Origin of the sequence: Bifidobacterium sp. UTBIF-68 (genome assembly GCF_006408855.1) — a bacterium.
Classification (GTDB): Bacteria; Actinomycetota; Actinomycetes; order Actinomycetales; family Bifidobacteriaceae; genus Bifidobacterium; species Bifidobacterium reuteri.
In genome coordinates, this window is the sequence record NZ_JFAN01000013.1 from 82,206 (window position 1) to 104,956 (window position 22,751).

The 22,751-nt window shown below is 61.7% G+C and carries 13 protein-coding genes, 1 tRNA gene and 1 pseudogene; 11 read left to right on the top strand and 4 right to left on the bottom strand.

Annotation, left to right across the window (positions count from 1 at the left end; genetic code table 11):
- The first annotated feature begins 31 nt into the window (after positions 1 to 31).
- From alr to BW14_RS04305, 7 genes are all read left to right on the top strand, one after another.
- Positions 32 to 1,390 (top strand): alanine racemase, encoded by a 1,359-nt coding sequence (alr, locus tag BW14_RS04275; RefSeq protein ID WP_044089990.1) that lies wholly within the window; start codon positions 32 to 34, stop codon positions 1,388 to 1,390.
- 38 nt (positions 1,391 to 1,428) lie between these two features.
- Positions 1,429 to 2,715, top strand: a complete 1,287-nt coding sequence (locus BW14_RS04280; protein ID WP_044089988.1) for a deoxyguanosinetriphosphate triphosphohydrolase — start codon at positions 1,429 to 1,431, stop codon at positions 2,713 to 2,715.
- Between the two features lie 245 nt (positions 2,716 to 2,960).
- Positions 2,961 to 5,054 carry a DNA primase gene (gene dnaG / locus BW14_RS04285; RefSeq protein ID WP_044089986.1) on the top strand — a complete coding sequence of 698 codons (2,094 nt, stop codon included), beginning with the start codon at positions 2,961 to 2,963 and terminating at the stop codon, positions 5,052 to 5,054.
- A 171-nt stretch (positions 5,055 to 5,225) separates the two neighbouring features.
- Positions 5,226 to 8,081, top strand: a complete 2,856-nt coding sequence (locus BW14_RS04290) for a transglutaminase domain-containing protein (RefSeq protein WP_140463301.1) — start codon at positions 5,226 to 5,228, stop codon at positions 8,079 to 8,081.
- A 166-nt stretch (positions 8,082 to 8,247) separates the two neighbouring features.
- Positions 8,248 to 9,123 (top strand): pyridoxal 5'-phosphate synthase lyase subunit PdxS, encoded by an 876-nt coding sequence (gene pdxS / locus BW14_RS04295; protein WP_044089984.1) that lies wholly within the window; start codon positions 8,248 to 8,250, stop codon positions 9,121 to 9,123.
- Positions 9,124 to 9,338: 215 nt separating this feature from the next.
- The gene (pdxT, locus tag BW14_RS04300; RefSeq protein ID WP_044089983.1) at positions 9,339 to 9,977 is read left to right on the top strand and encodes a pyridoxal 5'-phosphate synthase glutaminase subunit PdxT; all 639 of its coding nucleotides are present in this window, start codon (positions 9,339 to 9,341) and stop codon (positions 9,975 to 9,977) included.
- Positions 9,978 to 10,343: 366 nt separating this feature from the next.
- Positions 10,344 to 12,107, top strand: coding sequence for a PLP-dependent aminotransferase family protein (locus tag BW14_RS04305; protein WP_140463303.1), 1,764 nt, complete (start codon positions 10,344 to 10,346; stop codon positions 12,105 to 12,107).
- 309 nt (positions 12,108 to 12,416) lie between these two features.
- Here BW14_RS04305 and phnX read toward each other — a convergent pair whose 3' ends face one another.
- The 4 genes from phnX to BW14_RS04325 all read right to left on the bottom strand — a co-directional run bounded on the left by phnX (position 12,417) and on the right by BW14_RS04325 (position 18,293).
- Positions 12,417 to 13,196: a phosphonoacetaldehyde hydrolase gene (gene phnX, locus BW14_RS04310; protein WP_140489296.1), complete on the bottom strand. Its 780-nt coding sequence runs from the start codon at positions 13,194 to 13,196 to the stop codon at positions 12,417 to 12,419.
- Positions 13,197 to 13,256: 60 nt separating this feature from the next.
- A complete protein-coding gene (gene phnW, locus BW14_RS04315) occupies positions 13,257 to 14,465 on the bottom strand; it encodes a 2-aminoethylphosphonate--pyruvate transaminase (protein WP_140463305.1) in 1,209 nt (402 codons plus the stop codon).
- Between the two features lie 156 nt (positions 14,466 to 14,621).
- Positions 14,622 to 17,489 (bottom strand): ABC transporter permease subunit, encoded by a 2,868-nt coding sequence (locus BW14_RS04320; protein WP_140463307.1) that lies wholly within the window; start codon positions 17,487 to 17,489, stop codon positions 14,622 to 14,624.
- A gap of 3 nt (positions 17,490 to 17,492) precedes the next feature.
- A complete protein-coding gene (locus BW14_RS04325) occupies positions 17,493 to 18,293 on the bottom strand; it encodes an ABC transporter ATP-binding protein (RefSeq protein WP_140489297.1) in 801 nt (266 codons plus the stop codon).
- Between the two features lie 400 nt (positions 18,294 to 18,693).
- On the opposite strand from BW14_RS04325, the gene BW14_RS04330 reads away from it, so the two are divergent.
- The 4 genes and pseudogenes from BW14_RS04330 (at position 18,694) to BW14_RS04345 (ending at position 22,744) form a co-directional block, all read left to right on the top strand.
- Positions 18,694 to 19,563 carry a MurR/RpiR family transcriptional regulator gene (locus BW14_RS04330; RefSeq protein ID WP_044089978.1) on the top strand — a complete coding sequence of 290 codons (870 nt, stop codon included), beginning with the start codon at positions 18,694 to 18,696 and terminating at the stop codon, positions 19,561 to 19,563.
- A gap of 367 nt (positions 19,564 to 19,930) precedes the next feature.
- Positions 19,931 to 20,003: transfer RNA gene (locus BW14_RS04335), tRNA-Arg, on the top strand.
- 420 nt (positions 20,004 to 20,423) lie between these two features.
- Positions 20,424 to 21,146, top strand: a pseudogene (locus BW14_RS04340) (ABC transporter ATP-binding protein); the annotation flags it as partial.
- 314 nt (positions 21,147 to 21,460) lie between these two features.
- Positions 21,461 to 22,744: a COG1361 S-layer family protein gene (locus tag BW14_RS04345; RefSeq protein ID WP_238566984.1), complete on the top strand. Its 1,284-nt coding sequence runs from the start codon at positions 21,461 to 21,463 to the stop codon at positions 22,742 to 22,744.
- Positions 22,745 to 22,751: the final 7 nt, after the last annotated feature.

Sequence of the window (22,751 nt, forward strand, 5' to 3'; positions counted from 1 at the left end):
ACGTCACATTGTCGCGCAACAATAGGGTCTCATGAGCATGAACGCAGCACCCGAAATAGATTTCTCCGGCGAGCAGGGTAAGGCCAATTATGCGGCCGCCCGTCGCCAATACCCTGCACAGGCCATCGTGGACCTCAAGGCCTTGCGGGACAACATGGCGCATCTGGTCTCCGTGGTCGGCGGCCCGGATTCCGGTACCGCGGTGATGGGCGTGGTCAAGGCGGACGCCTATGGCCACGGTCTGCTGCCGGCGGCTCTGGCCGCGCTCGCCGGTGGGGCGACCTGGCTGGGCACCGCTCAGTCGCATGAGGCGCTGCTGCTGCGCAAACTCGGCATCGGGCCCGACCGCTGCCATATTCTGACGTGGGTCTACAACGGCACCGAAGTGCCGTTCGACGAGCTGATCGCCGCGGACATCGACGTGTCCGTCGGCTCGCTGCCTGGCATCGATGCCGTGGCCGCCGCCGCGCGCAAACTCGGCAAGCCGGCCCGGGTGCACGTCAAGGTCGATTCCGGATTCGGACGCAACGGCTTCACGCCCGCAGGCTTCGACGCGGCGCTCGCCAAACTGGTGCCGCTCGCGCACGAGGGCGTGATTCAGGTTATTGGCCAGTGGAGCCACCTGGCCGTGGCCGATTCGCCGGATGTGCCCGAGTTCGTGGCCTCCACCGACCGCCAGATCGAGACATTCAAGGACTTCACGCGCCGCATGGAGAAGGCTGGCATTCCGCCGCAGATCCGCCATCTGGCGAACACCGCCGCAACCCTGGACCGTCCGGAGATCCACTTCGAGCTGACCCGTCCGGGCATCGGGCTCTATGGCTATGAGCCCGACCCGGCCATGGGCACGCCGCGCGACTGGCATCTGACCCCGGCCATGCGTCTGCAGGCCCAGCTCGGCACGGTCAAGGACGTGGAGGCGGGCCACGGCATCTCCTATGGCCGCACCTATTTGACCCCGGACAACACCTCCACCGCCATCGTGCCGCTCGGGTACGCGGACGGCATCCATCGTTCGGCCTCCGGCTTCGACATGCAGGGTGCCAAGCACATCGAGAAGGACGGCGGTCCGGTGCGCATCATGACCGCTGCCGGCCCGCGGCTGTATCGCGTGTGCGGCCGCGTGTGCATGGACCAGTTCATCGTGGATCTCCATGGTTCGGCCGCCGAGCTCGGCGTGCACGAGGGCGATACGGTGGAGCTGTTCGGCCCCGGCCGCGGCGAGGAGTACGCCGAGCCGACCGCCGACGATTGGGCCCGCGCCGCCGACACCATCAGCTACGAGATTTTCACCTGTCTGAGGAACCGCATCCCACGCCTGTACGAGCACGCCGCCGAAGTGTTGCCGCCTGAGGATTTGGCCATGCTAGACCCGGCGTCGCTGCTGTAAGGTGCCAGCCGGGCGGTGTCTCGTCCTATGCTTGAGCCATGGAAACAACGCGGGATGGGGAACCGGTACTGAGCAACGAGGGATACAGCGCCTTTGACGAGGAGCGTTGGGCCCCCGAGCCGCCCAAATCGAAGTATCGAACCGCCTTCGAGCGCGATCGCGCCCGGCTGATTCATTCCTCGGCCCTGCGCAGGCTCGGCGCGAAAAGCCAGATTCTGGTGGCAGGCACCGACGACTTCGCCCGCACGAGGCTCACCCATACATTGGAGGTCGCCCAGATTGGCCGGCAGATCGGCGCGATGCTCGGCTGCGATCCGGATGTGGTGGACTGCGCCTGTCTCGCCCATGACCTCGGACACCCACCGTTCGGGCATAACGGCGAACGGGCGCTCGCCGAAATCGCCCGTAACATCGGTGGGTTCGAGGGCAACGCCCAGACCATGCGCATCCTGACCCGTCTGGAACCCAAGATATTCCACCCGGACGGCCGTTCGGCCGGCGTGAACCTCACGCGCGCGGCACTCGACGCCGCCGTCAAATATCCGTGGACGCTTGCCGAAGCCGATCTGCATCCCAAGGGGGAGCGGTCGAAGAAGTTCTGCGTCTATCCGGATGATGAACCGGTATTCCGCTGGCTCAAGGTCAATGCGCCCAAAGACGCCAAGCCGATGGAATGCCAGATCATGGACCTGTCGGATGACATCGCCTATTCGGTTCATGACGTCGAGGATTCGATAGCCACTGGTGCGTTCGACCCGATCGTGCTCGCCGACCCGCAGATCCTCGACCACATCATCGAACAGACCCGCGCATGGTACGGGGCGAAATGGGATGCGGACAAGCTGCTCGCCGCGTTCACCCGATTCCGGCGCGAGCATGTGTTCCCTGCCCATTTCAATGGGTCGCGGCAGGCGTTGGCCCAGTTGAAGAACATCACCTCCGATCTGATCGGCCGGTTCTGCTGGTCGGTGGAGATGGCCACCAGGGACACGTACGGGCCGGGGCCGCTGACCCGGTATTCCGCGAACATCGTCATTCCCGAAGAGACGGACTACGAGATTGTGGCGCTCAAGGGCATCGCCGTGTATTTCGTCATGGCGCCACGCGAACGCGAGCCGTTCCATCAGGAGGAGCAGACCATCGTGGAGGATCTGATCGACGTGCTCATGGCCGATTCGCCGGCCCCCTCGGACGCGCTGGAAAGCCAGTTCCTCGCCGACTGGAACGAGTCCACCAACGACGACGAGCGTCTGCGCGTGGCCGTGGACCAGGTGGCCTCCCTGACCGACAACTCCGCCCTGGCGCTGCATTCCATCCTGTGCTGATTTGGGATTGGTGACCATCCGTTGTGCGGTGGTAGTGGTCTATCTCGTAATTGTCTGAGTGATGTTGGCCCCTTCTGACGAGGGGCTGTCAGCGAAGCTGACTGGGGGAGAGACAGGAGATGCAGTGCTCAATTATTAGTGAGACGGATCACTAGACAATGCCATCCTGCGGTGAAAACGGCTTTCTAACGTCGCTTTCGGTAAAAATTTACCCTGTCCTGAATCAGGCGGTACTCTTGGTTCTTATGGTCGGGATGATTAAGAAAGAAGACGTTGAGAAGGTGCGCGCCGCCGCGGATCTGTATGACATCGTATCCGCGACCGTGACGCTTAAGCCTTCCGGCACCGGCACGTTCGTGGGACTGTGTCCTTTCCACGACGAGAAAACCGGCAGTTTCAACGTACGCCCCTCGCTCGGTGTGTGGCACTGCTTCGGCTGCGGTCTTGGCGGAGACGTATTCAAATACGTGGAGCAGGCCGAGAACATCGACTTCCGCGAGGCCGTGGAACTGCTCGCGGACAAATACCACATCGAGCTTCACTACGAGAACAGCGGCAACGGTTCGGGACGGCCGGACGGCACCGGCTCCAAGCGCACGCGGCTATTGGAGGCGTGCGAGGAGGCGCAGCGGTTCTTCGTCTCCCAGATCCTCACTCAGGAGGCTCTGGCTGCTCGCAAGCTGCTCGGCGGTCGCAACTTCTCCCAAGCCGACTGCGAACGTTTCGGCTGCGGGTATGCTCCGCAGGGCTGGGATAATCTGGTACGCCACCTGGCGTCCAAAGGCTTCACTCAGAAGGAGATCCTTGATGCCGGTCTGGCGAGGCAGGGCCAGCGGGGCATCTACGACTACTTCCGTGGCCGTGTGACTTGGCCCATCCGCGATTCGACCGGCCGCACACTCGGTTTCGGCGCACGCAAACTGTATGAGGACGATCAGATTGCCGCCAAATACATCAATACCCCGGATACCCAGCTTTACCGTAAAACGCAGGTGCTGTATGGCATTGACCTGGCGAAATCGTCGATTGTCAAAAAGCGTCAGGTGGTTATCGTCGAGGGATATACGGATGTGATGGCTATGCACTTGGCCGGCATCGATACGGCCGTGGCCACCTGCGGTACCGCGTTCGGTGCCGAGCATGCCAAAATCGTCCGCCGGCTTATCGCCGACGATTCTCTGGGAGCCGTTCAGCTGGTCGGGCCGTTGAAGGTCAAGGATCAGCCGTTGAGCTCGCGCATCGTGTTCACCTTCGACGGCGATGCCGCCGGTCAGAAGGCCGCACTGCATGCGTTCGGTCTGGATTCCGCGTTCCTCTCGCAGACGTTCGTAGCTGTGGCTGATGATAACCTCGACCCATGCGACCTGCGAATCCAGCGCGGCAACGAGGCGGTGCGGTCGTTGATCGCCAATGCCAAACCGTTGTATGACTTCGTCATCGATACGGCCATCGCCCGTTTTGACCTGACCTATACGCCCGGTCAGGTGGGGGCGATGAAGGCGGTCGCCCCATTGGTGGCACAGATTCGCGACCGGTCCCTTTGGGATGCCTATGCGCGCAAGGCCGCCGGACGGATTGGCGTGGAGCTTGAGGTGATGCGGCGTGAGGTGATGGACGCCCGTCGCCGTATGCAGGTGCGCGATGACGACGCCTACGCGCCGAAGCGGCGTTTCCAGAGCGAGGAGCCTCGATTGGAAGCCGGAGCCAATCCGTATGCGAATCCGGCTGCGCGCAAGGCGCTGGAGCGGAGGGACGCCAAGGAGCAGGCATATTTCAAGATCGATGATGCCGTATTCATCGCTGAACAGCAGTTCATGGCCACGCTGATTCAAGTGCCACGCGCCATCGATCGCACGATGTTCGGGCAGCTCACCATCGACCATTTCATGAGTCCAGTGTTCCGCACACTGTTTCAGGCGATTTCGGCGGCGGGAGGATTGCCGAATACGGATACGCCTCAGGGCTTGTGGATGCACAACCTCACCAAGGCCGGAGGTCCGATGCTCGATCAGGTCATCAACGAGCTGGCGGTCATGCCGCTGCCCTTGCCGGGAGACGACACCGGCAAGGGTGCGCAGCCGCCGCAACCGGCCACTCAGGGGATCCCCGCAGCAGAGGTGCAATTGCGCCCGCCCACCAAGGAGGAACAGCGCTATGCCTCGGAATTACTGACCAGATTACTGGATATGGGCTTCATGCGCCAGATAGGTCTGGCCAGACGTCGCATGGCCCAACTGCCTGACGGCGAGGAGAAGATCGCGCTGCTCGGTCAGATCACCCGCATGGAGACCGCCCGAAAGGACCTTCAGGCGCAGGTCTACGGCAATACCATCGGCTAGGGTTCCGGCCGGGAGACTTCTTTTCGTCGGCCAGAGTCTTTTGTCGCCGGACAGTGAGTGTTAAGCTCGTGCATAGTGTAAGGGATATCACACTGAACACGACACTGACAAAGGTGTTTCCTGAAGCGACATTCAGGATGTAGGGGGAGGCGGATCGAAGTGGAACCGCAAATGAATGGTGGCAATCAGCTGAACGGCGATGAGCAGTTCAACAGTACTGAGCAGTTCAAGGGGAGCGGCCAGCAGGGTGGCAATGCCGTGCCGCAATGGCCGCAGTCGGGCCAGGGACGCCAGTTCGACCAATCGCATGGCGCCTACCCGCAGCCTCAATATCCACAATCTCAGTACCCGCAATCGAATGGTGCTCAGCTTGGACAGCAACCGTATGGGCAAGGGCAATATCCTCAGTATCAGCCTCCGTACCGGCAAGGTCGGCCCCAGCCGAGTACGCAGCCATCGCCTCAAACCTCCGCGAACCAGTCATATCAGTATCAGGCTCCCCAGCGCCAGCCGCAGTATCCGGCACCGCAGTACCAGGTGCCGCAGTACCAGGCTGCGCCTCAGCAGCAGGGATGGGCGGCGGCACAGAACCAGTACACTGCTCCGCAGCCGCAGCAGCCTGGCCCGCAACCGAAGCAGTCCGCTCCGCAGCCGCAGCAGCCTGGCCCGCAATCGTATTCAGGCCAGCCGCAGTACCCAACTGCTCCACAGGAGAGCACTCGCGGCGGTGCGCATCGGGGCAAGGCGGCGAAGAACGCCAAGGTCAAAGGCAAGAGGCGCAAGCCGAAGTGGTGGGTCATCCTCATCGCGATCGTCGTTGCGCTCGCCTTGGTATTCGGCATCGCCTCGGTGGCGGGATACTACATGCTCAAGGCCGATGGCGCCATCGACGGCATCATGGCTGATTCCACTATGCCCACCAAGGAACAGGCCTATGCGGGCATGCCGAACGGCAAGTATGAATTCAAGGACCCCATCGCCGTCGATACATATTACGAATTCAAGACAATCATGAAGGATCCGGTCAAGATCCGCGACACCGTCAAGATGGGGCAGTCCCAGCTTGACGGCGTGGACCTGCAGCTTGACGATTGTGCGCGCGTCTATCAGGATTCCTCATTCGCGGTTCCCGTTCCCACGTCGACCATCGCATCCAGCCCGTTCGACGAGAAGGAAGGTGCCGGCACCCTCATACTGAGCGGTGCCATGAATCTACCGGAGAACATGCAGCACGGGGACTCCATCGGCAAGGAGTACGGCTTCCTGCCCTCCAACGGATACTATTACGTGCAGTACGTGGCCCCGGATGGTAAGAAGCTGGCGAAACCCATCGTGCAGTTCTTCCGTGTCAAGGAGCATACCGGCATCACCCGTCTGCCGCAGGTCAACAACGTCACTCCGGTGGTGAACAAGGACGGCGGCGTCGACATCTCCTGGGACAAGGTGGACGGAGCGAAAACCTATAACGTGTATATCTACACGACCCACAAGCAGATCGGCAAAGAGGGCGACGAAAACTACATGCCGGAGTCCCATGCCATCGACAAGCTTGGATCCACCGACAAGACCCAGCTGCTCTCCGCGGATTATGACAAACCGAAGTCATACTCGGACGAGACGCTTGGCACCAGTGTGCAGCAACAGAACATCGCGTTCCGCTCCCTCGCCGTGGAGCATCAGGACTCCATCGACCACTGCCAGCGGTCGATGTCCGAGAACTGCGCCCAGATCCTGCAGGATGCCGGCGGATCGTGGGATGCCGATTCCGCAGGAAGACTGTACTTCGTGGTCACCGCAGTGGATGAGGCCGGCAATGAGGGCCTCTGGCATGCGATCGACGCCAACGACCTGGTGCCGTCCATCCCCATCGGTCAGGCGGAGCAGGCCAAGATTGACCAGTGGGGCCAGAACATGAGGGGTGTATTCGGCGAGGAGAACACCGTCGAAGAGGATATGCAAACGTATATCTACACCTTCGTGGAGATGGCTAATGGCGCCACGGTGACGGTGCCGAGCACATTCAGCGATCTGAAAAGCGATGGCAAGAACGGGTGGACTTTCATCTACAGCGCACCTGGCACCAAGTTGAAGGACACCGGTCGCCTCTACTATGAAGGCGATCTCAACCCGGTGTTCGCTCAGGTCACCAAGGCAGCCACGGATGCCCTGCCCAAGGCGGGCGGCATGCTTGACCGCATCTATTCGGTGGGCAAGGTGGATTGGTCGGGGTATGACAACAAGAAGATTGATTCCGATACCAAGGAGTCGCCGCTCTTCAACTACGCATCCACCGACTTCGGCAAGTATCTGGCCAACAATCTGCTGAACGGGCATGAGGTGATCGACATCAGCAAGTACGCCAGCGACGCTTATCAGACCAGCACCTCGGATGTGATGACCGAGGTCATGTACCAGAACCCGTATATCAGCATCGTGTCCAACGGTGTGAACTACACCGTGCGCAAAAACGGCGACAAGACAGTGATGTGGGTCAAGTATCCCGACGGCTACCAGCAACGCCAGAAGGCGGTGGAAGACACTGCCAAAGCCGCGGTGGGCCAATTCCAAGGCTCCGATCGGGACAAGGCCGTCGCCATCGACCGGTTCCTGACCGGCAAGATGGAATACGACTACGATGCGTCCAACGCCTTGGGCAAGGATGGTATCGCCAATGCGTACGAGAGCAACGACGCCCTCAACAACTTCCCGGATGCGTGGAGCTCCTATGGCATGGTGAGCGGCAAGGGCGTATGCCTGTCCTACGCATACAGCTATCAGATTCTCGCCAAGGAAGCCGGATTGGACTCTCGTGTAGTGTCCGGCAATGTGGCGGGGACGAAGGCCGGGCATGCGTGGAACTATGTGAAGGTCGACGGGCAGTGGCTGCTGATCGACCCCACATGGGATGACGATGGAACGACCACGTCGGACAAGTACCAGCTCAAGAGGCCATCCGAAGTGACGGACCATTACGCCTCGTCGGATGGTTGGACCTTGGCTTCCGAGGTCGGCCAATACGCCAACTGACTGACGCCAACTGACTGACTCTGCGCGGGCCTGCGTCACGAATTGGACGGGTCAAGAACTTGCCAATTGGCCCCATCCAAATTGGACTGGTTTGGCTGGCGATGTGCTGAGGTACCTGATAATGGGCGGGACGACATCATTCGATACCGCACATAAGGGGATACCAATGGCACAGAACCGTGCAGAACTCAATCGAAACCTCGCCCAGATGCTCAAGGGCGGCGTGATCATGGACGTCACCACGCCCGAACAGGCCAAGATCGCCCAGAACGCCGGCGCCTGCGCGGTCATGGCTTTGGAGCGTATCCCGGCGGACATCCGTGCGGCCGGCGGCGTCTCCCGCATGAGCGACCCTGCCATGATCAAGGGTATTCAGGAAGCTGTCTCGATTCCGGTCATGGCCAAGGTGCGCATCGGCCATATCGCCGAGGCCCGCATCCTGCAGGCCATCGACATCGACTACATCGACGAATCCGAAGTGCTGTCCCCGGCGGACGACGTGTACCACATCGACAAGAACCAGTTCGATGTGCCGTTCGTGTGCGGTGCGAAGAACCTTGGCGAGGCGCTGCGCCGCATTGCGGAGGGTGCGGCCATGATCCGCACCAAGGGCGAGCCCGGCACTGGCGACGTGATCCAGGCCGTGCGCCACATGCGCACGATGAACAAGCAGATCCACGAGCTCGTCTCCCTGCGCGATGACGAGGTCTATGAGGCCGCCAAGCAGTTGGCGGTGCCGTACGACCTCGCCAAGTACGTGCACGACAACGGCCGTCTGCCGGTCGTGAACTTCGCCGCCGGCGGCGTGGCCACCCCGGCCGATGCGGCACTCATGATGGAACTTGGCGCCGAAGGCGTGTTCGTGGGCTCCGGCATCTTCAAGTCCGGCGATCCGGCCAAGCGCGCTGCCGCCATTGTCAAGGCCACAGCCAATTGGCAGGACGCCGATCTGCTCGCCAAGCTGTCCGAGAACCTCGGCGAGGCGATGGTCGGCATTAACGAGGACGAGATCCAGACCATCATGGCCGCACGCGGCGAGTAACGATTCTTGTGCTTCCCCTGGCGGAACTTGGTCGGTGAGGCCGCCGATTATCCGGTCGGCGCGCCTCTTCGCTCAGGCCGGTCTCCCTTGGTCGGTGAGGCCGCTGAAGCCGATGCGGCAGAACATGCGAACAATCCCATTTCCGGCCCCCTCGCCGAGAGGAGCTGTCAGCTCTGCTGACTGAGGGGAGACGAGACATCGCAAAAGAGGTAACCATGGTTGTAGCTGTTGAATACATTTCCAAAGAGGAATCGGACGGTGCCGAATCCGCCAAGCACGGCGTGACCGGCATCCTCGCCGTGCAGGGCGCCTTCGCCGAGCATGCGGCCGTGCTGGACAAGCTTGGGGCCCCGTGGAAGCTGCTGCGCGCCGCCGAGGATTTCGATGAATCCATCGACCGAGTGATTCTGCCGGGCGGTGAATCCACCACGCAGGGCAAGCTGTTGCGCTCCACCGGGCTGTTCGAGAAGATCGACGCGCACATCAAGGCCGGCAAGCCGGTGTTCGGCACCTGCGCCGGCATGATCCTATTGGCGCGCAAGCTCGACAACGACCCGAACGTATACTTCGGCGCGCTCGACGCCGTGGTGCGCCGCAACGCCTATGGTCGCCAGTTGGGCAGCTTCGCCGCCACCGCGGATTTCGGTAAGCCGGATGCGCCGGACTTTATCACGGACTTCCCGCTGGTGTTCATCCGCGGGCCGTACGTAGTGTCGGCGGGGCCGGAGGCCACGGTGGAGACGGAGATCGACGGGCATCCGGTCGCGCTGCGGCAGGGCAACATCCTCGCCACCGCGTTCCATCCCGAACTCACGGATGACACACGGTTGCACGAGCTGTTCCTGTCGCTGTAATGGGCGTCCTGTCGCTGTAATGGGCGCTTGAGACCTTCATGCGGTCCATCGCGCCTTGCGATCTACGACTGCCCATGAGTTATGAGTCCCCATAACGGCTCCACGGTGTAGGGACTGCTCCATGATGTAGGGAAACTCCCACCGTGCAGGGAAACTCCCACGGTGTAGGGATGAAAAACGGCGGAAAACCGCCATTCCTGAAAAACGGCTCCCTACACGGTGGGGAAATCCCTACACGGTGGGCGTACGTATGGATGCGCGGCGGGCTGCAACCCCGCAAAATGTATAATTATTCGCCGGTGCGCATGAACGATATGCGTGTATAGGCACGTGCGGCGTGTATCTCATGCAGGAAGGTGGCGGGCCATGCGGCTTGAGCTCAATCGACGCAGCAATGTGCCGTTGTATCGGCAGCTGGCAGGTGAACTGCGTGAGCAGATCGTCTCCGGGGCGCTCGCCGAAGGCTACCGTCTCCCGCCTGAGCGCGAACTCGCGGTGCGGCTCGAAGTCAACCGCACTACTGTCTTACAGGCGTATCAGCAGCTCAAGGATGAGGGGCTCATCGCATCCAAGGTCGGCAAAGGCACGTTCGTGCTGCCCAAGGATCCATCGGGGCCGGCGGTGGCCGGAGAATCCGCATCCTCTCGGCAGGCGCAGGTGCGGGCAAACCTTACGACAATCTCATCCATACCGGCATCATCGTCCTCTTCGTCCTCCTCCCTCGCGGCCTTCGCGCCGTCACGAGGGTCAATCGCCATTTCGGTACAGGGACAGGCTGATGTCACAATGCGGGGCGCGTCGCCCGAATCCGCTGAGCCTACGGTCATCCGCCCACCGTGGTCGGTGCTGTTCAGTGATTACTCCAATCGGTTCACCTATCACGACATCGCCTCCGCCGAACGCGCCCAGCAGTCGAGCAACACGGTGATAGACTTCGCCACCGGTTCGCCGAATCCGGCCGATATTCCCGACGATCTATTGCGCAGGGTGAGTCTGGAAGCCTTCGCCTCACATGAATTCGACGGCCAGCCGGAGTCGCCCATCGAGGGTTTCCCGGAATTGCGCGAACTGCTCGCCGACCATATGCGCTCCCGAGGCGTGCATTGCCGGGCGCGCAATGTGATGGTGCTTTCCGGCTCCGAACAGGGCATCGATCTGATCGTACGTGCATTCGTCAATCCCGGGGACTGCGTGCTGGTCGAACAGTCCACGTTCTTCCCGGCCCTGCAGTCATTCCGTTCGGCGGATGCGCGCATCATTGGCGTGCCTATGGACGGGCATGGCATGCGTACCGATCTGCTTGAGGGGTATTGCGCGCGGTTCCGGCCGAAGCTCATCTATACCGTACCTACATTCCAGAATCCCACCGGCACCGTCATGCCGCTCAACCGCCGTCGTGAGCTCATTGAGGTGGCTCGCCGGTATCAATGCCTCATCGTCGAGGATGACGCCTATGGCGAACTGTGGTACGGGCCGGCGGAGGAAACCGAGGCGGACGACGCATCGGGATTCGCATTCGGGCCTGTACCGAGTCATGTGCAGGAGGACATGCATGAGCCCGCGGAGGACGCGGCGCTGTCGCGGCGCAGACCGGTACCGTTGGCCGGCATGGAGAACGAGGGATACGTGATGTATCTGTCCACGTTCTCGAAGACCGTGACCTCGGGGCTCAGAACCGGGTGGATTGTGGCCGACCCGCACGTGATCGGCCGACTTGCGGCGTTGCGGCGGATGGTGGACCAGCATACGAGTACATCCTCGCAACGCATCTGTCTGGAACTGCTCAAAGAGGGTCGCATCGCCGAGCACGTCCGCGCGCTGGTCGTCTCGTATCGACGACGCCGGGATACGGCGGTCGCTGTATTGCGGCGGTATGCGTCCGATGGGATGGACTGGATTGTTCCGGAAGGCGGCTATTACATCTGGGTATCGCTGCCGGAGGGGGTGCGATCGCTGGATGTGCTCGCAGCGTGCCGGGCGCAAGGTGTCACCTTCATGCCGGGAGGGGTTTTCGACGTCGACGAGATGGATGATTCCCACCTGCGTCTCAATTTCGTGCGCCCCGATGCTGTGGACATCGAGCGTGGCATCAGGGCCATCTGTGGAATCATCCGCGAAGCGCTGCGGTGACGAGGCGTACGGCGGTGCCGAGGCGTACGGCGGTATGCCATGAGACACTATGAGACTCTATGCATCATCTGTTCAAAACGTATGCTGCCTCGTGGCAACGAAAAAACGGGACGAAACATAAGTTATTGACGAGGTCACATTATGTTTCGTCCCGTTTTGGGGTGTCAAAGTGGGACGAAACATAATGCTATGCCATCAGAAACTTATGTTTCGTCCCACTTCAGCCCATGATTCGCCGGATTGGGCCAATCCGATTGTCCCGGCTGGTCAGTGCTGGTTGGTCTGATTGGGCCAGCGAATCCGCCGGATTCACGCGATCTGGGCGAGCAGGGTCGGCAGCTCGGCCATCGTGTCGATGACCGCGTCGGCACCGGCGTTGACGAACGCGTCACGGGCGGCCGAGCGGGCGGCGGCCTTGTCGGCTTCGGACAGGGCGTTGAACTCATCCTCGGACAGCGCCATCTGGGAGCTGCCTTCGGTGACGCCCACCGTGAACACGCCGGCGTTCTTGCCTTCGCGGATGTCGGAGAGGGTGTCGCCCACCTTGACGGCCTTGCGCACGTCGGTGACGCCGAGCTTCTCAAGGTTCCTGAACACCATGTACGGGTAGGGGCGGCCGAAGCCGTTCGTGCCGTCCGGGCTGATCCAGAAGTCCGGTGCATAGCCGTTCTCGGCTGCCTTCGGCACCACGATTTCCATCATTTTGTCGGTGTAGCCGGTGGTGGAGCCGATCTTGATGCCGGCGGCGCGCAAAGCGGCCACAGCATCCACGACGCCCGGCTTCGGGTCGGCGAATCCGTCGAGGATGGAGAGCAGCTTCGGCTCGAAGTGGCTGTAGACGGCGTCCACGTCAGCGTCGGTGGGGGCGGAGCCGTGGGCGTCCTCCCATGCGCGGGCGATGCGGTTCATGTGCAGCATCGTGTTGATGTGGTCATGCTTGAGCATGCCCATCGGCTTGCGGGTCTCGTCCATGGTCGGCTCGATGCCGAACTCCTTGAACGCTTCCTGGAATGCGCGCACCGGGGCGAAACAGCCGTAGTCCACGGTGGTGCCGGCCCAGTCGAAAATGACGGCTTCAAAACGAGTCATAACATTGCTTTCTCTTAGTAGAACGAATGCGATTGAGGGATCTTGGTGGTACGGGTTGTGTCAGGCGGTGAGCTTCACGTTGGCGGGGGCGGCGGCCTTGATCGGGGCTCCCGCGGCGTCCATCGCGGCGATGGCGGCCGGTACGGAATCCAGTCCGGTCGCGGCAGCCAACAGGCCGCGCTCGCCCATGTACAGGGCCAGCAGCTCGGTCACCTTCTCGATATCGTCGGTGTAGATCTCGCCGATGTTGCCGAGACGGAAGGTCTCCTCATCGGTCAGCTTGCCCGGGTAGATGGCGTAGCCGCGCTCCTTGATGAACTCGTACATGTCGTGGAAGTCGAACTGCGTGCCCTCCGGGTAGAGGAACGTGGTGATGATCGGGCCCTGGTGGTCGGCGAGGAACACGCGGAAGCCGAGCGCCTTCATGCGGGCGATGAGCAGGTGGTTATTCAGGGCATAGCGGGCGGAGCGTGCCGGGATGCCGCCTTCGGCGAACATCTCGTCAAGCGCCTTGGAGAAGGCGAGCACCACGTGGGTGGGGGAGGTATAGCGCCACTTGCCGTTGGCCTTCTCGAGGGTGTTCCACTGGTCCCACAGGTCGAGGGAGAGGGAGCGGGCCTTGCCCTTGGAGGCTTCGAGCTTGGCCTTGTTGCAGATGATGAAGCTGAAGCCGGGCACGCCCTGGATGCACTTGTTGGCGGAGGAGACGAGGAAGTCGATGCCCCAGTCCGCCACCGGGATGTCCACGCCGCCGAAGGAGCTCATGGCGTCCACCATGAAGGTGCAGCCGTGCTTCTTGGCCACGGCCGCAACCGCCTGGATGTCGTTGAGCAGGCCGGAGGTGGTCTCGGAGTGGATCATCGAGACGTGGGTGATGGACGGGTCGGCGGCGAGGTATTCCTCCACGCGGGCTGCGTCCGGGATGCGGTCGTACGGCTCGGCGTACTGCGTGTAGGCGATGCCGGCGTGCTCGCAGATCTTGACCTGACGGTCGCCATAGGCGCCGTTGGTGCACAGCAGCACCTTCTCGTCCTTGCCGATCACGGAGGTCAGCACGCTCTCGACGCCGAAGGTGCCGGAACCCTGCATGAGCACGACAGTGTAGTCGTCGGCGTTGCAGTGGGCCAGCTCGAGCAGCTGGCGGCGGATCTTCTGCGTGATCTGCTGGTAGTCCTCGTCCCAGGTGCAATGGTCGAAGAGCATCTCCTCCTTGACGGTGCGGGTGGTGGTCAGCGGGCCGGGGGTCAGCAGCTTGTATTCGTTTGCCATGGTGATTGATTCCTTTCTGGTGATGCTGCGGGTGAGTCTAGTCATCCGCGTAGTTTCTGTAATCTTCTACGTAGTCTGTCGAATGAAAACGGCGTGTTGCCTGTAGTCGACTACAGGCAACACGCCTGTGGGCGGGGATTATGCTGGATTATTCGCTTAGTCCTCGCCTTGTGCGATGCGCTTGCATTCGGACGAGAAGTCCTGATGCTGTTGCAGCAGATCCACGGTCAGCGGCTTCGGGAAGGACTTGGAGCGCTTGGAGGCGTTCGCAGGGGCCTTCTCGCCTTCGTAGAGCGGGGTCGGGTAGGTCTGCAGGAGTTCCTTGCGGCCCTTGTCGATGATGATGCCGGCCATCTTCTGCGCCTTCGGGTTGGTCTTCGCGCCCTTGTCGAGCACGGCCACCGACTCGGTCAGCGAGTAGTTGCCTTCGGTCGGGTCGACATAGTCGATCGGCAGGCCCTTCTTCTTGTCCGCGACCGCTTGGTGTCGCAGGCCGAAGCCGATCGCCACTTCCTTGGCGCGCACGGCCTTGAGCGGGCCGGAGCCGGACTGCTCAAGATGCGGGCCGGCGTTGCGGTAGATGTCGGTCAGGATCTGCTTGCCCTTGTCGCCGGTGCCGTAGGCGTCGACGATGGCCTGGATCATCAGCCAGCCGGTGGAGGAGCCTTCCATGTCCGGCACGGAAATCAGTCCCTTGTATTCGGGCTTGGCCAGATCGGCGTAGCTCTTCGGCGCCTCGACGCCTGCGGCCTTCAGGGCCTCGGTGTTGATGATGATGGCGCCTTCCTGGGCGGTGGTCGGGGAGCGGTAGGCCGGTGCCTTCGAGTTCTCCGTGTTGCCCAGCAGCTTGGTGTGCACATCGGTCAGATCGGCGAACATGTGGTTGCGCTCCTGCGCGGAGTCCACATAGTAGGAGCTCATCGTCAGCATATCGGCCTCAAGCGCCTTGCCTTCGGCCAGCATCTTGCCGCCGAGCTCGGAGGTGCCGAACTCCTGGATGATGTACTGGTCCTTGTAGCCGTTGTTGTCAAGCGCGTTCTCAAAGGCGGTCACCGCCTCCTCGTCGGCGTTCGTGTAGATCACGACCTTGCCGCCGGCCGCAGCGGCACCAGTGGAGAAGGTACCGAAGGCCACCAGCAGCACCACGACCACTGCGGAGACGATGCCGGTGAACATGTTGCGGGTCTTGCGGTTGCCGTCGTTCGGCAGCTGGAAGGCTGCGGCAGCGGCGGTCAGCTGGCTGCTCGGACGGACCGCGGCGGCCGCAGCGGCCACCTGCGGGGTCTTCACGGCGGCGCGGGCCTTCTTGGCCTCCTTGGCGCGTTCCTTCGAGCGGTCACGGGTGGCGAGGGCGATCAGGCCCTTGACCACGAGGTTCACCACGAGGATGAGCAGCGAGAGCACGAACACGTCATCGAACTTGGCGATGTGCTGCAGGGCGGAGATCTTGGTGGTGATCACCTGCGTGCGGGCGCCGGTCAGGAAGACCACCGCGGAGATCGTCACCATCGCGTTGACGAAGTAGTATCCGAAGATCTGCAGCAGCGTGGGCCAAGCGTTCGGCGTGACCACGCGCACCAGCGTCTTGAACCAGCTGTCGCCCATGAGCTTGGCCGTGGTCTCCCAGCCTGCGTTCATCTTGGTCAGCGAGTCCTTGATCATCTGGTATGGCGTGGCGAAGTAGTGGATGATGTTCGCGATGATGAGGATCCAGAACGTGTTCTGCAGCGGGGAGCCGGAGAACATGAACAGGAAGGCGATGCCGAGCACCATGCCAGGCACGGTGTTGATGATCGCGGAGATCGCGTCCACCGAGCGGCGTGCCCAGGCGGGCAGCTTGGAGCGCGAGGTCACCAGGCCTGCGGCGTAGACGAACACGCATCCGAAGATGGCGGTCATCACGGCCACGTACAGCGAGTTGGTGAACACCTGGGTCAGCTGGGAATCGGTGAACAGGTTGGCGATGTGGCTGAAGGTGAAGCCGAGGTGGTCGGGCCATTCCTGAACGAACGGGATGAGCAGGATCACCAGGAACACGGAGAGCACGCACACCAGCGTCACCACCGAGAGGATGCCGCAGATCCAGTCGCGCTTCTTGCCCTTGGGCAGGTCGACCTGGCTGATCTGCTTGTAGCGGATGGCGAAGCGCTCAAGGACGGTCATCAGGATGATCGAGATGATCGAGGGGATGAGCATGAACACGGCGATCACGGCACCACGGTTGAAGTTCGGGATGGAGCCGAGCATCTGGTTGAACAGCGTCATGGCCAGCACGTCGTACTCGCCGCCCACCGAGGTCGGGATGCCGTAGTCGGTGAACGCCAGGAAGAACGATTGGATGAAGGCCACGGCCATCGTGCCGATCAGCGGCCTCAGTACGGTGTTGAGGAAGGTGGTGAACGGGTTGTCGCCCATGATGTGGGAGACGATGATGAACTTCTTGTCCACGAACTGGAAGCTGTTGTTGATCAGCAGGAAGCAGGTGGGCAGTGTGTAGATCACATAGCCGATCAGCAGGCCGTTGAAACCGTAGATGTCGAACAGCGGGTGGCCGATGAGCTGGGTGATCAGACCATTCTTGCCGAACGAGTAGATGATGGCGAAGCCGTAGGTGATGGTCGGCAGCAACATCGGCAGCTGCGCGAGCAGGGCCACGGCCTTCTTGAAGCCGGCCGGCACGTTGGTGCAGTTGATGGTGTAGCTCAGCAGGAACGCGAGGATCACGGCCACCAGCGCGGAGACCGCGGCCACGGTCAGCGAGTTGGTGATCGACCGCATGAACTCGGGCCGGGAGAGGATCGTCGCATAGTTCTCAAGGGTGGCCGCGCCGCCTGCGGTGGTGAACGAGCGGATGATCACGAGGATCATCGGCACCACGAGGAAGCCGACGAAGCACACCGCCACGATGATGAGCAGCGTCCACAGTTCCGTCTGCTTCGGCTTGGATGGGCGGCGCTCGTAATTGACTATTTCAGGGCGGATGCTGGGCAGTTGGTTGCCCGCCTGGATGGATTCGACCGACATCGCTCAGGCCTCCTGACCTTCGGCGGCGAGCTGGGCGTTGGCCTTGGAAGCGTTCGCATCGCCCTCGTTGAACAGGGTGTAGATGTTGTTGCGCTTGACTTCGAGCTGGTGGAGGATGAACTTCTTGACGAAGTCGCTGGCCGGATGTTCGATGATGTTCTCCGGGGTGTCGAACTGGGCCACCTTGCCGTGGTTGATGATGAGCACCTTGTCGCTCATCGTGCAGGCTTCCTCAGGGTCGTGCGTGACCATGATGGTGGTGAGCTTGTACTGCTCCACGATCTGCTTGATCTTGGCCTTGATGGATTCCTTGATCACGCCGTCCAATGCGGACAGCGGCTCATCGAGCAGCAGCAGCTTCGGCTTCATCACCAGCGTGCGTGCCAAGGCCACACGCTGCTTCTGGCCGCCGGAGAGCTCGTCGATGTGCTTGTTCAGGTGCTCTTCGAGGCCGAGCAGGGAGATGAGCTCCTTGATCTCCGCCTCGGAGGAGATGCCGGGGTTGTTGCGCAGGCCGTAGGTGATGTTATGGTATGCGGTGAGGTTCGGGAACAGCGCGTAGTCCTGGAACACGATGTTGAAGCCGCGCTTCTCCATCGGCACGTTCGTCAGGTCCTCGCCGTTGTAGAGCAGCTGGCCGCTGGTGGCGTCCGTGATGCCCAGGATGATGTTGAGCAGCGTGGTCTTGCCGCCGCCGGAGGGGCCGAGGATCGACATGATCTGGCCGTCGCCAAGGGTGATGCTGATGCCGTTCAGCACGTGGGTGTCGCCGAACGACTTGGTGATGTTCTTCAGTTCGAGCATATTTCTCAACTTGCCTTTCGTTTGGCCGCCTTTTCGTCTGTCTGACGGTGTGTGTCAGGTTTGACGCTCGGACGGTCCGAACTTGCTTGACGCCGCATGATGTGACGTCATGATCGGTGTTCCGTTATCACGGCTCCAACCTCATGCCGTACTTCCATAGTGCGTCGATGCGGGGTAGCGATTGTATTACATCGGGGAAAGCTCGGAGAAAGGACTGTGAACAGCAAGTGAAATTACATGGTTTTCGTGTAGTCGTGTAGTTTTGTGCAAACGGAGGCGGCCGGCGGAAGAGTTCAGTCACAGTTCATATTGCGGTCAATGCAAATGTCCGATTTCGCGGCGTGAGCCGGTAGGCTCGGAATCGTACAAGATGGCAATGGCAATGAACGGGAGCGTACCTGTGCAATCGTCAGTGGGAATACGGGAGCGTATCGACCACGTGTACCCTACGCTGCGTCCGGCCGAGCGGGCCGTGGCCCAATACATTCGTGACCACACCGAGGAGGCGGCCGATCTTACGGTCGGACAATTGGCGGATGCGTCGCATGTAAGCCAGCCCACCGTGATTCGGTTCTCCCGCAAACTGGGATTCGGCGGCTACCGTGAACTGCGGTATGTGCTGCGTCACCCCGCCGCCGCTCATCAGGTGACGTTCGATCCATTGTCCGGATTCGACCTGAATCCTTGGGATAATGTCGATGAGATTCCTGCCAAGGCCGCCGATGGTGCCAAAGCGCTGATCGACGAGATGCGCGGTGCCTTGGATGCCAAAGCCTACCGTAAGGCGGTCGAGATCATCGCCGAAGCGGGTTTGATTGATATTTTCGGCGTGGAGAATTCGCTGACGCCGGCCATGGATCTGTTCACGAAGTTCGAGTATCTGGGGCTCACCAGTCGCCTCAATACCGATGCGTACCTGCAGCAGATCGGCGCCGGACACCTGACTCATGGCGATGTTGCCATCGCGTTCTCCCACTCCGGAAGCTCGGCTGATACGGTCAAGGCGCTGAGGTTGGCGAAATCGCGTGGGGCCAAAACCATCGCGATCACCAACGCCATCGGCGCTCCCTTGGCCAGCTGGGCTGATGTAGTGCTTGTGACCGGGCGCGACTCGCATGCCATCTACGGCAATGCGATCTTCTCGCGCGTGGCCGATACCGCGCTCGTGGACATGCTGTACATGGGCGTGATTCTCTCCGATTACGGCCGCTTCTCCACCGCGCTGGACGAATCCGGCCGTATGATTCGCGACCGCGTCTTCGAAAGCTGAACTTCTGGATTGATTCGTTCGGCTGTGGCGACTTGCGATGTGATGGATCGCGCCACGATTGGCAATGGTCTGCGTGCCCCGCTGCTGCTCGCGGTTGCCTGTGGTGCTCGGGAGAACTGTAGTCGATTCTATAAGCGGCTGTAAGTGCGCGTCCCAACGATGATGGCGCGTACTTACGGTCTGTATTGCCGCTGAAACCGGCTGTAAGTACGCGTGACCTTCGTCGAGACGCGTACTTACAGTCCCTTTCCGCGAATCGCAGCGTATTTCATGCTCCAATAGCGCGACGGGTATTTCCTTCAGCGTCGTTTTTTGAGAGGCAAATGCATCATGGGTCGTGGCCGTCTAGTACGTTATTCCTTTGCATGCCCCTGTAGCTCAATGGATAGAGCCACGGCCTTCTAATCCGTCGGTTGCCCGTTCGAGTCGGGTCGGGGGCACGTGGACAGAGCCGGTTTTCGTTGCGTGAGTGTGACGAAACCGGCTTTTTATGCGGTCGGGTGAAGAGGCCTTTGCATGCGTGATTCGGGAACACTGTATCCGGGAACACCCTTAGGGGATGCACAAGCATGGGCAAACGCTATAGACTGGCTGCGGATGCGCTGACAGCTGGATGAATGCGACGGTCTGGAGGCCTCACGTCGAGGACCGTGCATTCGCAGGGCGGGTCTCCTCTGCGGATGTCAGTGCACGCAGCGTCCGCCAACGGCGACGAACGAGGGGAGAGGGTGCCTATGGCCCAGGATGTTGTTCGGCATGATGCCGATGACGTTGGAAATGACGATGCCCGAACCAATGACCGCAGTGCTGGTTCCGGCAGTTTTCGCACGAGTGCGCCGATTAACCGTCAATCCACTGGCGTGCCTGGTGCTCGACCCATCATCGAGGTGCGCAACCTACGCAAGGAGTATCCGGTCGAGGACGAGACCGTAGTGGCATTGGAGCGCGTGAACCTCGCCATCCCGCAAGGCCAGATTTGCTGTATCTTCGGCGAATCGGGCTCCGGGAAATCCACCTTGCTCAACCAGCTCGCCGGCATGGAGAAGCCCACGCGCGGCGGCGTCAGAATCGGCGGTGTGCCGGTCAGCAAACTCGACGAGCGTGAATTGGCGGCCTTCCGCCAGAAGCACATCGGTTTCGTGTTCCAGTCCTACAATCTGCTGCCCAATCTGACCGCGCTTGAAAACGTGGCCATGCCGCTCATGTTCCGGGGCGTTCCGAAAGCGCAACGCGAACGGACGGCGCGCGGCATCCTCAAGCGCGTCGGCCTTGGACACCGCATCGGGCACTACCCACGGCAGATGTCCGGCGGCCAGCAGCAGCGTGTCGGCATCGCCCGCGCGTTCGTGACCAGGCCCGAGGTCGTGTTCGCCGACGAACCCACCGGCAACCTCGATTCCAAGACCAAGGCCGAGGTCATGGCGATGATCTGCGCGTTCGCCCGCGACTTCAACCAGACCATCGTGCTGGTGACCCATGACCCGCAGATGGCCGCATACGCCGACCGCATCGTCACCCTGCTGGACGGCCGCATCATCAGCGATACGGCCAATCGTCCAGCAGCGGCGCAGTGGCCGGATTCAATGCATCCAACGGATGCGGCCAAATCCCAGTTGTCTGCAACCACAGCATCCCGTCGAGGCGACAACAGCACACAGCGCCTTGAGTACAACCGGAACCAATACCAGTCCCCAACCCAGCCGAACACCCAGGAGCGGCGCGAACAAGGAGCCACAAGATGACCATGCATTCCATTGAAGCCGATACCCGCAAGCCGGGTTCCGCGATCGCGCTGTCCACAATAACCCCGGACGCAATAACCCCGGACGCAATAACCCCGGACGCAACCGGGCCCTCTGCCGCTCGCCGGGGCGTCGTCCGCCTGTTCGCCGCCATCATGGCGATGTTCGTCGCACTGGCGTTGCTGGTCGCCATGCCGGCAGCCCATCGGCAGGCGTTCGCCGAAGACGGCGCCAGCGTGTCCGGCGATGGCGGCTCGGGCGAGGTCACGACCCCTGTGGCCGGACCGGTGCCGAACATCATCGTCACCAACTTCACCACCGGCGCCGACACGGTGGCAGCCGGCTCCAAGTTCGATCTGAACTTCACCTTCCAGAACAAAGGCCAGGTGGCCGTGACGAACATGGTGGTCACAGTGGACGGCGGCGAAAGCTTCGCGATCGCCGGCGGTACGAACACCTTCTACGTGGACGCGCTGTGGGCCGGCTATTCGCTGTCCCAGACCGTGCCGATGCAGGCGCTGTCCTCGGCGAAAAGCGGCGCGCAGCCCATCGGGCTGAGCTTCAAATACGAGTATCTGGACTCCGGGGCGCGCAACTCGACCCAGTCCGACATCAAGATCTCAGTGCCGATCAGCCAGCCCGACCGCTTCGAGATCGGCGAGCCGGTGCTGCCCGATCAGGTGATCGCCGGCCAGGAGGCTACGCTCACAATGGAATATGTGAACAAGGGCAAGGGCGACATCGCCAACGTGGAGGCCACGATGGAGGGCGAGGGCTTCGACGCCACGATGAAGAACCAGTATGTGGGCAATGTGGCATCCGGCGCCACCGGCTCGATCGGCTATGCGTTCACCCCGCAGGCGGCGGGCGAGCTCGACGCCAAGCTTAAGATCACGTATGAGGACTCGGACGGACAGACCAAGACCAAGGAATTCCCGGTCAAGCTCACCGTGGCGGACATGCCGCCCGTGGACGAGACGATGGTCGACGACTTCAGTGAGCCCGCCGCCGGTCCTGCCGTCCCTTGGTGGGTGTGGGTGGCAGGTGCCTTGGGCATAGTGGTGCTGATTGTGGTGATTGTGCTGTTGGTGCGCCGCCATCGCAAGAAGAAAGCGAAGAGCGATATCGATGAGGAGTGGGACGACTGGGCGGAAGGCAAGGGCGCGGATGGCACGTCCGCCGAGCGGAACGCCGGTTCGGCGGGCTCCTTGGCAAACTCCAGGACGAGCTCCCCGACAGATTTCAAGATCGGTGGCTCTGGTTCGGATGCGACGCCGACTGTGGTGATTACGCCGGCTGCCGGTGCTTCGGCTGCCGGTTCCACGGCCGCCGCCGGTGGCCCTGCCGAATCCACTGCGACTGTTGCCCCTGCGGCGGGCGCGTCGCGGTCCGAGGCACAGACCGCCATCCAGCCTTCCTCGCCTGCCCACAAGGCCTGAGCGAAAG